This window comes from Pelomonas margarita (genome assembly GCF_043555875.1).
Taxonomy (GTDB): domain Bacteria; phylum Pseudomonadota; class Gammaproteobacteria; order Burkholderiales; family Burkholderiaceae_C; genus Pelomonas; species Pelomonas margarita.
This window is the reverse complement of sequence record NZ_JBIGHW010000002.1, coordinates 43,701-55,839: the sequence shown is the minus strand read 5'-3', so window position 1 is coordinate 55,839 and position 12,139 is coordinate 43,701. Positions and strand designations below refer to the sequence as shown.

The window sequence follows — 12,139 nt, the reverse complement described above, 5'->3', positions numbered from 1 at the left end:
CTAATGGATCGTTTCGTTTGACAGTCCATTGCAATGAAGAGGTTTTAGATGAATGAAGCAAACGTCCTGGAGAGCGCCGTCAAGCCCGGCCCGGTCGACCTGCGGTCTGCCAATCGACGCGAGGAGCTGAAGACCGATCACAGCAAGACCGACGGCTACTTCAACCTGATCTCCTACATCGTCTCCAACGCGATCTCGGGCGAGATCATGGCGATTGAGAACTACTCGGAGATGGTGCCGCTGATGCCGTCTACTGACGACAAGATCGAGACCGTCAAGCAGGCACATGAGGAGTCCAAGCACATCCTGATGCTGGCCAGCCTGGGCAAGCGCCACGACTACGTCGTGATGCGCGAGATCGTCGAGCCGCAGTGGTTCAACATCCGCCGCCACTTCAGCACCGCCGTGGCCAACAAGGATCTGCCGGCCTGTCTGATCATCCAGGACTTGATGACCGAGACGATGGCCATCGTCCTGTATCGCACGCTGCAGCGCCAGGGCGACCCGGACACGGCGATCCTGGCGGGCAACATCCTCAAGGACGAGCTGGAGCACCTGGACATCGGCCTGGCCCGCATCCGCAGCCTGCTGGCCGAAGACCCGGAAGGCGTTAACGAAGCGCTGAAATGGGCCCACCATCGCGTGATGCCCGAGCTGTTCAGCATGGTCAGCACCAGTTGCCACTTCCTCTGCGACCGGCTCAACATCGATTGCGGCGCGCTCAGCCTGGGCGACCTCAAGACCGACATCGATCAGATCCGCGTGGAAGCGCTCGATGCCTACATCGAGACGCTGGACAAAGCCGACTTCAACCCGGTCGTCACGGCGCAGCTCATCGAGTCCATGCAGTCCTACGGCGGCACGCCGGCGATGGCTGGAAGCCTGGCCAACTGAGCCAAGCCGCATGGCGCGCGCGCCCGTGAGGTCGCGCTTCTCTCACACGGAGTTGCGATATGGCCCAGTGGGCGCAGGCCTTCTTTGAGTTCCTGCTGATGGACGGTGCGTTGCTCGTCGGCTTGTTCCTGCTCATCACATGGGGCGTCGTCCTGCTGCAGCAGCGCCTTCCGTTTCAGGCCACCCAGAAGCACCTGGTGGGCTCGAACGGCTGGGGCGCCGCCTTCGCCGCAAGCGTGGGCGGCGTCATCACGCCGTTCTGTTCGTGCTCGACGATCCCCGTGTTGAACGGGATGCTGCGCGCCGGTGTGGGCTTCACGCCCTGCTTCGCTTTCCTGGTGTCGTCGCCCGTGGTGAACGAGGGCGTGCTAATTCTGCTGTTTTCGACCAAGGGGGTCATTCCCGGCCTGACGTTCCTGATCGCTGGCTTGGCGCTGACCTCGGCCGCCGGCGTTGCGGCCGAACGCATGGGGCTGGCGCGGCACATCGTCAAGGCGGCGGCGCAGCAGTCCAAGGGCAGCTACGTCGGCACCGCCGAGCCCCAATGGCCTGGGTTCGCGCCAGCCAGCCGGTTCGCGTGGCTGGCCGCTGTCCAGGAACTGAAGCGCGTCGCACCGTACTTGGTCGGCGGCCTCTTGATCGGCGGCCTCATCTACGGCGCCGTGCCCAAGGAGATGTTGCTCGGCCTGGTCGACAGCGTGCCGCCCGCTCTGCTGTTCGTCGTCTGCGCGTTGATCGGCGTTCCTCTCTATATCTCGCCGATCGCCGCGCTGCCCATCGGCTTCGCGCTGATCGAGAAGGGCTTCCCGGTCGGGCCGCTTGTGACGTTCCTGGTGTCGGCGATCGGCACGAGTCCACCGGAAATCGTGATGCTGCTTCGCCTCTTCCGCCTGCCGCTGGTGTTGGCGCACACCGCGACGGTGATTCTTTGCGCGCTGCTGCTCGGGATCGTGGTCTCGGCAGTCCTCTGAGCTTCATTCCCATCCACAAGGAGCAAGACATGTTTGGATTCTTCAAGAACCCCCACGCCAGCAACGACGCCGCTCTGGTGAAGCAGGCACTTGGCCCGCACGTGGCCGTCATCGTGTCCGCCAGTTGCTGCGTGCAGGGCACAGCGGATACGGATGCCAAGGTCGATGCGGTCGTGCAGTCGGCGCTCAAGAAGGCCGGGCGCGATTGGCCCGTGTTGACCGTGACGGTGACGCAGGCACAGAGCACGCTCGGCACCATTGCGCGCGAATTGGACGAAGCGCAGAGCCAGGTGGCCCGTGAGGTCAGCGAGCTGTTCGCAACGACCGGCCTCAGTGCCTTCCCCGTGCTCATCGTCGATCAGCACATCGTGTCCTACGGCGGGGTTCCTGGCGAGGCGCTGGTGACCGATGCATTGAATCGCAACAGGCAGGTGAGCCATGAAAACGCTGCGTGAGCACGAACGGTTGGGCGGCCGTGTCTTCCTGACGGGCGGCACCGGCTACCTCGGATCGTTGCTCGCCGCCCAGATGCTCCACGATGGCTGGGCGGATGCCGTCGTCATGCCGACACGGTGCGAGACCGCCGGCGAGGTACCGGAGAATCTGGAGCGCGAGCTGAAGGCATTGGGTGCGGCACCCGATGCGGCTGTCGGTCGCGTGCGCACGATTCATTGGACGGGCGCCGAGACAGCCAGCGTCGAATCGCTGGCCGCGCTCCTGCAAGAAGCTCGCATCACGAGCGTCGTTCATTGCGCCGGTTGCCTGGACTACTTCGATGCGCAAGCACTTCGTGCCCTCAATGTCGACTTCACGGCCAAGCTCGTCGAGGCGTCGAAGCAGGCGGGTGTCGGCTGCTTCGTCTTCGTCTCCACCGCCTATTCGGCTGGTTATTCAGAAACGGTGGTTCCAGAGAGTGCATTGAGCGAGCCTGCGCGCGATCCGACTGACTACACGCTGACCAAGCGAGCCGCCGAGCACGTCGTCGCGAAGAGCGGCCTGCCTTTCCTCGTCGTGCGCCCGTCGATCGTGATCGGCAGCTCAGCCGATGGCCGCTACAGCGGCAAGCGCTACGGCCTCTACCAGCAGTGGATGGGTGTCGAGCGCCTGCTGACGGATCGCTACCACCCCGAGTTGCACACGGTGGCGACGGACCAGCCGCTGAACCTGCTGCACCAGGACGTGTTCCAGCGCAGCATGCACGCCACGCTGCGCTGGGTGCCGGACAACGAGTTCGTGAACCTGGTGGTGGCCGACGACGTGGCACCCTCGATGAAGGACCTGTGGCGCTTGTTCTGCGATGTCACGCGACCGCAGCGCGTCAACTTCTACGGCAGCCTCGACAAGGTCGACTTCAAGGCGATCAACGTCCGGCAGCGGGCCTACCTGAGCTTTGCGCAGACGAACCTGGAGATCGGCGCGTATGCGTGGCGCTTTGAGCGAGCCTGGCTCAGCCGCCTGCAGGAGAACGGACTGGTCTTCACGGACACGTCGATGCACACGCTGCGCATCTGCCAGGATCGCTTCGTGTCGACCTCTGCGGCGATGCGCCGTTATCACGAGCGGTTCGGCGATCAGCTGCCGGCTGAAATCGAGTACTGCGATGTAGACGCAACGCCGGCCGCCGTAGCGCTCCAAGCCAAGGCTGCATGACATGAACGCACCACACGAGAACGTCGCGCGTCTGTCGCCCTGGCTGCGCAACATGGCTGGCGCCGCTGACGTGCTGCGCGGCAAGCTCGTCAATGATGTCGACAGCGACACCTGCCGGCTGCTCTGGTGGGGCGTCCATTCCGAGCTGCTGGGCAACTTGGGCGTGCTGGAGGATATCGACGTCGTCGTCGTTGATGCGGACTCGCGTCGCCTGCGGCGCAGCCTGAACGGCGCGGCGCCCGGTGCACAGAAACTGCGGCTGCTGGACTTGGCCGACCTGCGGCGCGACGCTGCGGGCGTCGAGGCCGTGCTGAATGGTTCCGTTGCGCGTGATCTGGACGGTTACCTGGCCCTGCAAGAGCGGCTGGCTCAGCGCTTTGAACAAGCGCCGGCGGTAGCCAGCGGGTCGGTTGACTACATCGTGCAGGACTTTGCGCTGAATCGCGTGGTGGCGGTCGATGAAGCCAGGCTGTTGCAGGAGGCGATGCGTTGCCTGGCCCCAAAAGGGCGGCTGCTCAGCGTGGTCCTCGTTGCCGACGAACTGGTCGCGGAACCCGTGGTTCTGCGAGAAGGCCCGCAGGGTCCGGCGATGCGGCTGCCGACCGAGCGTGAACTGCTGGCAGCCTTCGAGAACGCTGGTTTCCACGGCATCTGCGTGCATTGGGCAGACGCCGACAATCCGGCGGCACTTGAGCGCATCGGTGCCGTCGAGGTGCGTGCCTGCGTCATTGAGGCGTTCAAAGGCAAGCGCGGCCCCTGCTACGAGCTGGGCCAGGCCGTCATCTACGGTGGGCCATGGCGCGAGGTCAAGGATGACGATGGCCACGCCTACCCGCGCGGCGAGCGGGTGGCGGTCTGCGCCAAGACGTTCGACCTGCTGATGCGCGCACCGTATCAAGGGCAGTTCACCGGCCTGCGCAGCGTCAATGAGCCGCCGCTGGATCAGGCCAGGTTGTTCGACTGCAACACGCCGACGCTGCGCGCGCCAGGCGTGACGAAGGGAACGTTGCCATTTGATGGCGCGCAGGCGCCCTCGCAGCTGTGTGCGCCAGGTGGCGGCTGCTGCTGACCCTCCGCAATCCCGGGCTCTGACCTAGGGGGACTCGGTTCAGCGTCCTCTTTGGGCTCATATAGTGCCGAACCGTCCGCACAGTCCGTCATTTTGGAGGGGGACGCTGCCGCGATGCGGCGTGGTTCATTGAAGGATGTGGTCATGGAGCGGGAGAGAGAAGACTGGTCAGAGTTGACTGCCGTGCTGCGGCTGCCGCATTACCAAGGCCTTGATGTCGACTGTGTCGCTGTGGGCCTGTCGTCGCTCGATGTCGCCGCCGTTCAGATCCAGAAAATCCTGTTCCTGGAAGGCGAGATCCATGAGGACCCGCAGACGCTGCAGAGTCATTGCGCTTCGCTGATTGCTGTCTGGAGCGCGGTGAGAGCCCCATCCATGTTGGACCTTGGCGAATGCACCTGTGTTGGACGCCGCATCCTCTTCGGCGAACCCAAGGCGGGCCGCCGTTTTTCCGTTCACGCCCACCCCTTGGGGAACGGCCAGGCCTTGTTCGCCGTCTTCAGTTCGACCACCCGTTGGGACAGTGCTGAATCGGTCAAGGCGCTGGCACTGGATCTGACCGAACGCGCGCGCGAAGTGGTCGAGCGCGTCGGTACCGGGCCGTTTCCGGCCTTGCCGGATGAAGCGGCCAAGGGGTTGGACTGGTATCTCTTCACCGCCCGGGAGATCGAGATACTCAAGCTGGTGGCCGCCGGCCTCAGCAACAAGCAGATCGCGCGTGAGCTGGGCTCCAGCCCGAACACCGTACGCAACCAGATTCACGCCGTTTTCCGCAAGACCGGGGTGTCGAACCGTACGGAGCTTGCGCTCAGGGCAGCGATCGCTTGACCGGCGAGCTGGCGGGGTGCTAGCCAGGCCCGGACGCCGCTCGACCTTGGAGGGGCGGGCGAACGGCCAGCAAAGCGGCCATCGCACTGAGCGCGAGCGCGGCCGAGAACCACCGCGCTGCGGTACCGCACTCCGCCAATAGCAGGCCGAACAGCCACGGCGATAGCGCCTGCGCCAGCCGCGCCGGCAGCGCCCGCCACGCCTACAAGCGCTGTGGCGGGTTCGGGGCGTTCATGGACTTCTTGAAGTCGAATGTAGGGCGGGCAAAGCAATTGGTAGCTGTGCCCGCCCGAGTTCGATAGCAAGCGACCGTGCGAGACCGGCATTGACGGACTCCGAGCGGCGACTCAGCGCCTGCCTTGCGCTCGCCGCGCAGCGCGCTGCCCTCCCGCGCGCTTCAGCATGGAGCCAAAGCCCCAGGCCAGGGCGACCAGCGCGATCGAGATCCAGAAACCCGGGTTGGTGAGCAGTTCGGTGTCCATGCGGCCGATGCTAGTGATTTGGCCTGCGCGTTCAATGCCCCCGGTCAGCTCCAGCTCTCCCCCAACGCCTGCGCCTGCTGCAACACCAACTCCACCGCCGCATCCTGCATGTCCGGCGGGTACTTGTACTTGCGCAGGATGCGCTTGACCATCAGCCGCAGGCTGGCCCGCACGCTCTCGCGCTCGGACCAGTCCACGCTCAGGTTCTTGCGCAGGTTCTCGGTCAGCTCGTGGGCAATCTTCTTCAGCGTCTCGTCGGTCAGCTCCCGCACTGCTGATTCGTTGTTGGCCAGCGCGTCGTAGAAGCGCACCTCGTCATCACTCAGCCCCAGGGCCTCGCCGCGTGAGGCCGCCTCGCGGAACTTCTTGGCCATCTCGACCAGCTCTTCCATGACCTGCGCGGTCTCGATGGAGCGGTTCTGGTAGCGGGTGATCACGTTGCCCAGCAGCTCGGAGAACTTCTTCTGCTGCACGACATTGCTGGCGAACTTGGACTTGATCTCGCCCTCCAGCAATCGCTCCAGCAGCTCCACCGCCAGGTTGCGCTCGGGCAGGTTCTTCACCTGGGCCAGGAACTCGTCGTCGAGCAGGCCGATGTTGGGCTTGTCCAGGCCGACAGCGTCGAAGATGTCCACCACGGCGTCGGACACCACAGCCTGGCTGATGATCTGGCGGATCGCCTGCTCGCGCTGCTCGTCGGTCTTCTTCTGCGCCGAGATCTCGCGCTTGGTCAGGATCACCTTGACCGCTTGCAGGAAGGCCACTTCTTCGCGCACGGCCTTGGCCTCATCCAGCGTGCAGCACAGCGTGAAGGCCTTGCTCATCGCCAGCGCCGCGTCGGCGAAGCGCTTCTTGCCGTCGCGATTGCCCTCGGTCTTCAGGCCCAGCACATGGTTGGCTGCGCCGGCCAAGGTCTTGTGGCCGCCGGTCAGGAAGCCGCTCCAGTCGTAGCCGTGCAGCATGGCGCGCAGCACATCCAGCTTTTCGGCCAGCACCGCGTAGGCCTCGTGCGCATCCACGGTCGGGCGGCCGCGGCCCTGGCTGGCCGTGTACTCGCGCATGGCCGCTTTCAGCTCGTTGCCAATGCCGATGTAGTCCACCACCAGCCCGCCCTGCTTGTCCTTGAACACGCGGTTCACACGGGCAATCGCCTGCATGAGGTTGTGGCCCTTCATCGGCTTGTCCACGTACATGGTGTGCACGCAGGGCGCGTCGAAGCCGGTCAGCCACATGTCGCGCACGATGACGAGCTTGAGCGCATCGGCCGGGTCCTTGAAGCGCTTCTCCATCCGCTTCTTGACCTGGCTGCTGTAGATGTGGGGGCGCAGCAGCGCTTTGTCGCTGGCCGAGCCGGTCATGATGATCTTGACCGCCCCCTTCTCAGGGTCAGCGTCATGCCAGTCCGGCCGCAGCTTGATGATCTCGTCGTACAGGTGGACGCAGATGTCGCGGCTCATCGCTACGACCATGGCCTTGCCGCGCTGGGCAGCATCGCGGGCTTCGAAGTGCGCCACCAGGTCGGCCGCCACGCTGGCCACGCGCGGCCCGGCACCGACCACTTTCTCCAGCGCCGCCCACCGGCTCTTGAGCTTGGCCTGCGTGCTTTCCTCTTCGTCCTCGGCCAGCTCGTCCACCTCGTCGTCGATGGTGGGCAGCTCTTCGTCTTTCAGGCGCAGCTTGGCTAGGCGGCTCTCGTAGTAAATGGCGACGGTCGCGCCATCCTCCTTGGCCTGCTGCATGTCGTAGACATGGATGTAGTCGCCGAACACGGCGCGCGTGTCGCGGTCCGCCGCTGACACCGGCGTGCCCGTGAAGGCCACGAAGGTGGCATGGGGCAGGGCGTCACGCAGATGCTGGGCGTAGCCGACCTGGTACTTGGTCTTGTACGCGGGGGACTCAAAATCCCCCGCCATCAGCGCAGGCGCCACGCCATCGGTGCTCAGGGCTGTCGTCGCTTGCCCGCCGCGCACCTTCACCTCCTTCAGCTTGGCCTCAAAGCCGTACTGCGTGCGGTGGGCCTCATCGGCGATGACGACGATGTTGCGCCGGTCCGAGAGCATGGGGAACAGGTCCTCGTCCTCACCGGGCATGAACTTCTGGATGGTCGCGAACACGATGCCGCCCGACGGCCGGTTGCTCAGCAGCGTGCGCAGCTCCTGCCGTGTCGTCGCCTGCACCGGCTGCTCGCGCAGCAGATCCTGGGCCAGGCTGAACACGCCGAAGAGCTGGCCGTCCAGGTCGTTGCGGTCGGTGATGACGACGATGGTCGGGTTCTCCATCGCCGGCTCTTGCATCACCCGAGCCGCGAAGCAGGTCATGGTGATGCTCTTGCCGCTGCCCTGGGTGTGCCACACCACGCCACCCTTGCCGCGCTGCGCCGCGCTGCTGTCTGGCCGGGATGCTGCCACGACCTGCTCGATGGCCGCGCGCACCGCGTGGAACTGGTGATAGCCGGCGACCTTCTTGATCAGCCGCCCGTCATCCTCGAACAGCACGAAGTAGCGCAGGTAGTCCAGCAGCATGGCCGGGGCCAGCGCGCCGCGCACCAGCGTTTCCAGCTCGTTGAACTCACCGAGCGGGTCCAGGTCCGTGCCGCTGATCGTGCGCCACTGCTGGAAGCGCTCTTCATCGGCGGAGAGCGACCCCATGCGCGCTTCGCTGCCGTCCGAGATGACCAGCACCTCGCTGTACTGGAAGACGTCCGGGATCTGGGCCTTGTAGGTTTGGATCTGGTCGAAGGCCTTCCAGATGTCGGCATGCGTGTCAGCCGGGTTCTTCAGCTCGATCAGCACCAGCGGCAGGCCGTTGACGAAGAGCACGATGTCAGGCCGGCGCGTGTGATGCGCGCCCTTGATCGTGAACTGGTTGACCGCCCACCACTCGTTGCTGGCAACCTGGCCCCAGTCCACCAGGCGCACGTAGTCGCCGCGTGTCTCGCCGTCCTTCTGGTACTGCACCGGCACGCCGCCCATCAGCAGCTTGTGGAAGGCGCGGTTGGCCGAGAGCAGCGCCGGGGTGCCAAGGTCCAGCACCTGCGCCAGCGCATCCTCGCGGGCGCTGGCCGGGATGCCCGGGTTCAGCCTCGCGATGGCAGCGCTGAGCCGGCCGCGAAGCAGCACCTGGCGGTAGTCGCTGCGCTCGGGTGTGGCGCTGTCGGGTGCGATGTCGGCGCCATGGCGGTGCACATAGCCCAGCTCGGCCAGCCACAGCAGTGCGTCGGTTTCGAGTTGGTCTTCGGTCACGGCAGCACCTCCCACACGCCGCCCTTGTTGGGCCCAACTCGGCGCAGGCGGCCTTGCTCGCGCAGCTTTTGCACGGCGCGCTCGATGGCGCGGTCTGATTTGCCCAGCGCCACTGCCAGCTCCGCCATCGTCATGGCCGGGCGGGTTCGCAGCAGGCCCAGTATTGCCTCCGGCGTTTTTTCCGGCGTTTTTTCCGGCGTTTCTTCCGGCGTTCCCGCCGAAGCGTTGGTGTTCATCCCTTCAGCCGGCGCCCAACGCATCTCCAGCACCGTCTGGTCAAACGGCTCGAAGCTGTCCGACAGGCGCAGCGTATGGCCCGCCTGCTCCCAGCCGCTGCGGATTTTGGGTACGCCCGAGCCGGCCCGCTCGCCCAGGTTGATCAACAGGAACATCTGGTGCAGCGTGCGGTTGCGGCAGTCGCTGGCGCCGCCGTGCAAGGCCTGCGCAGTGGGCAGGCGCATCACGCCCGGGTTGCGGAAGCTGAAGCCAGCGGGCGATTTCGTCACCAGCACCGAGGCGCGGTCCGAGTAGTCGGCGTGGATCAGGCAATTCACCAGCGCTTCGCGCAAGGCCTGGTGCACGGGTGTGTCGTCAATGCGCACGCCATCCTTCAATACAAAGGGCACCTTCAAGTCGGCCGTGAGCTTGCGGATCACGCGATGGAAGAAGTCGTACAGATTGCCCGACCACGAGCCATCGGCCACCACGCGGTCGAGCCAGCGGACGTTGGAGCCCGGGTCGGCCGGGCGCTCCTGGTAGTCCACGAAGTACAGCGGAAACACCTCGGGCAGCGCCGGCCAGCGCCCGAACATCAGCAGCCCGGCGGCGGTCAGCCCTGAGGTGCCGGTGGCGCGGTCTTCACGCCAGCCGCCGATCATGTTCAGGAACGCCGCATCGTCCAGCGCCACCCAGGGGTGGCCTGGCCGCTGCACCGCAAACGCATTGCGGTAGGCGTGCAGGCTGTCCAGGTCCAGATCGGCCAGGCCGAAGTGTTCCAGGATGCGCGTGTCGCGGCTGTCTTCCATCTGCTCGGCCAGCATGCGCTTGACCGTCTCGTCGTCGCAACGGCGGTCGCCGTCGTGCAGGCGCCGCCAGGTGTGCCCCAGCGGCTGGCCGTTCAGGTAGACCGGCCGCTGCTTGCGCGAGGCCTGCGGCACCTGGACCGCCAGCACAACCTGGCCCTCCCAATGCAGCTCCTGCACATCGGCTTCGGTCAGCAGGTTCACGCTCACCTTGGCCGGGTTGTTCAGGTTGTTGAACAACTCGGTGCGCAGCTTGCCCGGCCGGGCCACGCCAGCCACGCTGAACTGCCCGGCCTTTTCCCGCACGCCCAGCAGCACCAGCCCGCCCTGCGCATTGGCCATGGCCGAGTAGGTGGGCCAGAAGTCCTTGGGCAGCTCGCCCTGGCCATCGGCGCCCTGCGCCAGCTTGCATTCCAGGTCGGTGGACTCGCGCAGCAGCGGCAGGTCTTCGGGGCGCAGGGCTGCGGGGCTCATGTCAGGGCCTCTTCGAGCGTTTCAGTGGCTTCGGCGAGCATCTCTCCATCCATCTGCTGCTGCACCGGCACGCCGCTCACCAGCAGCTTGTGGAAGGCACGGTTGGCCGAGAGCAGGGCCGGGGTGCCCAGGTCCAGCACCTGGGCCAGCGCGTCCTCGCGGGCACTGGCCGGGATGCCGGGGTTCAGCTGATGAATCGCATGGGCCAGTCGGCCGCGCAGCAGCACCTGGCGGTAGTCGCTGCGCTCGGGCGTTGCACTATCGGGCGCGATGTCAGCGCCATGGCGGTGCACATAGCCCAGCGCTGCCAGCCAGGCGAGGGCTTCCCGCTCGAGTTGGTCTTCGGTCATGCCGCTGCCTCGCCGGAGCGGGCCGGTGGCCGTTGCAGAACGGCGGTCAGCGCCTCGTTCACGTAGTAGTTGCCGCGGCCCATTCTCTGCTTGCGCACAAAGCCCGCCTCGGCCAGCGCGTCGAGGTACTTGGTGGCCGTCAGGCGCGAGACCTGCAGGTCGCGTTGCACGAAGTCGATGCGGGTGTACGGGTGCGTGAAGAGGTTGTTGATCAAGTCCTGGCTGTAGAACTTGAAGCCTTCGCGGATGCGGTGCTTGTAGTCGAACAACGCCGCCTTGATGGCGTGGATGGTGGTGATGGTGTGCTGCGCGGTCTGCTCCACCGCGTCCAGCATGTAGAGCACCCAGTCCTCCCAGGTGTCGTCGTCGCGCACCGTCTGCAGCAGGCGGTAGTAATCGGCCTTGGTGCGCACGATGTGGCTGCTGAGGTAGAGCACCGGGATATCGAGCAGGCCCTCCTTCACCAGGTAGAGCACGTTCAGGATGCGGCCCGTGCGGCCATTGCCGTCGTAGAACGGGTGGATGCTTTCGAACTGGTGGTGGATCAACGCCATCTTGATCAGCGGGTCCACCGGGAAGAGCGCGGGGTCGTTGATGAATCGCTCCAGCGCGCTCATCAGCGCCACGATCTCCGCCGGGTCCTGTGGCGGGGTGTAGACGGTCTGGCCGCCGCCATCCTTCAACGCCGTGCCGGGCAGCTTGCGAAAGCCGGCGTTGTTGCGCTCCAGCTCGGCCTGGATGTTGATGATGTGGTTGGCGGTGAGCAGCCCGCTGAGGCGCACCTCGTCTAAGCCGACGCGTAGGGCCTGCCGGTAGCGCAGCACCTCCTTCGCGGCCGGGTTGGCAAACGCCTCCGGCAGCACGTCGTCCTTGAACAGCTCGTCATGCGTGGTGACGATGTTCTCGATCTCCGAGCTGTCCTTGGCCTCCTGCAGGCCCAGCGTGTTGATCAGGATGCCCTGGTTCGGAATCGAGGCCGCAATGCCCTTCAGCTCGGCCAGCCGGCGGCTGCTGCTGGCGAGCTTCTTCAGAATGGCCGGCGCATCGAAGCGGGCCGCGTCCAACTGCTCAAGCGCTGCAATCCCGGTCATGAGAGCCTCCCCTGGGCGTTGATCTGTATAGAAATCGCAATTTTTTATACATGCTAAGCGCGACGT

General features: G+C 65.5%; 9 protein-coding genes and 3 pseudogenes. 6 read left to right on the top strand and 6 right to left on the bottom strand.

The window, feature by feature from the left end:
* Positions 1–48: 48 nt before the first annotated feature.
* From ACG0Z3_RS03855 to ACG0Z3_RS03830, 6 genes are all read left to right on the top strand, one after another.
* On the top strand, positions 49–894 hold the full coding sequence (locus tag ACG0Z3_RS03855; protein WP_394395484.1) for a long-chain fatty aldehyde decarbonylase: 846 nt from the start codon (positions 49–51) through the stop codon (positions 892–894).
* 59 nt (positions 895–953) lie between these two features.
* Positions 954–1,865: a permease gene (locus tag ACG0Z3_RS03850; protein WP_394395482.1), complete on the top strand. Its 912-nt coding sequence runs from the start codon at positions 954–956 to the stop codon at positions 1,863–1,865.
* Positions 1,823–2,320, top strand: coding sequence for a hypothetical protein (locus ACG0Z3_RS03845; RefSeq protein WP_394395480.1), 498 nt, complete (start codon positions 1,823–1,825; stop codon positions 2,318–2,320). Before ACG0Z3_RS03850 ends, ACG0Z3_RS03845 begins: the two co-directional genes overlap by 43 nt.
* Complete coding sequence (locus ACG0Z3_RS03840; RefSeq protein ID WP_394395479.1) at positions 2,304–3,515, top strand: SDR family oxidoreductase; 1,212 nt, start codon at positions 2,304–2,306, stop codon at positions 3,513–3,515. The genes ACG0Z3_RS03845 and ACG0Z3_RS03840 overlap by 17 nt, the downstream gene beginning before the upstream one ends.
* Position 3,516: 1 nt before the next feature.
* Entirely contained in the window at positions 3,517–4,584 is a 1,068-nt protein-coding gene (locus tag ACG0Z3_RS03835) for a class I SAM-dependent methyltransferase (protein WP_394395477.1), read from the top strand.
* A gap of 144 nt (positions 4,585–4,728) precedes the next feature.
* A complete protein-coding gene (locus ACG0Z3_RS03830; RefSeq protein WP_394395474.1) occupies positions 4,729–5,412 on the top strand; it encodes a helix-turn-helix transcriptional regulator in 684 nt (227 codons plus the stop codon).
* A gap of 347 nt (positions 5,413–5,759) precedes the next feature.
* Here the strand turns inward: ACG0Z3_RS03830 and ACG0Z3_RS03825 are convergent, their stop codons facing one another.
* The 6 genes and pseudogenes from ACG0Z3_RS03825 to ACG0Z3_RS03800 form a co-directional block, all read right to left on the bottom strand.
* Complete coding sequence (locus ACG0Z3_RS03825) at positions 5,760–5,894, bottom strand: hypothetical protein (protein WP_394395472.1); 135 nt, start codon at positions 5,892–5,894, stop codon at positions 5,760–5,762.
* A gap of 44 nt (positions 5,895–5,938) precedes the next feature.
* Positions 5,939–6,925: pseudogene (locus tag ACG0Z3_RS03820) on the bottom strand (DUF3387 domain-containing protein); the annotation flags it as partial.
* A 66-nt stretch (positions 6,926–6,991) separates the two neighbouring features.
* Positions 6,992–9,079 (bottom strand): annotated as a pseudogene (locus ACG0Z3_RS03815) (type I restriction endonuclease subunit R); the annotation flags it as partial.
* Positions 9,080–9,132: 53 nt separating this feature from the next.
* Positions 9,133–10,632 carry an RNA-binding domain-containing protein gene (locus ACG0Z3_RS03810; RefSeq protein ID WP_394395470.1) on the bottom strand — a complete coding sequence of 500 codons (1,500 nt, stop codon included), beginning with the start codon at positions 10,630–10,632 and terminating at the stop codon, positions 9,133–9,135.
* 41 nt (positions 10,633–10,673) lie between these two features.
* Positions 10,674–10,982: pseudogene (locus ACG0Z3_RS03805) on the bottom strand (type I restriction endonuclease); the annotation flags it as partial.
* On the bottom strand, positions 10,979–12,073 hold the full coding sequence (locus ACG0Z3_RS03800) for a Fic family protein (RefSeq protein ID WP_394395467.1): 1,095 nt from the start codon (positions 12,071–12,073) through the stop codon (positions 10,979–10,981). The gene ACG0Z3_RS03800 and the pseudogene ACG0Z3_RS03805, both read right to left, overlap by 4 nt.
* Positions 12,074–12,139 lie beyond the last annotated feature (66 nt).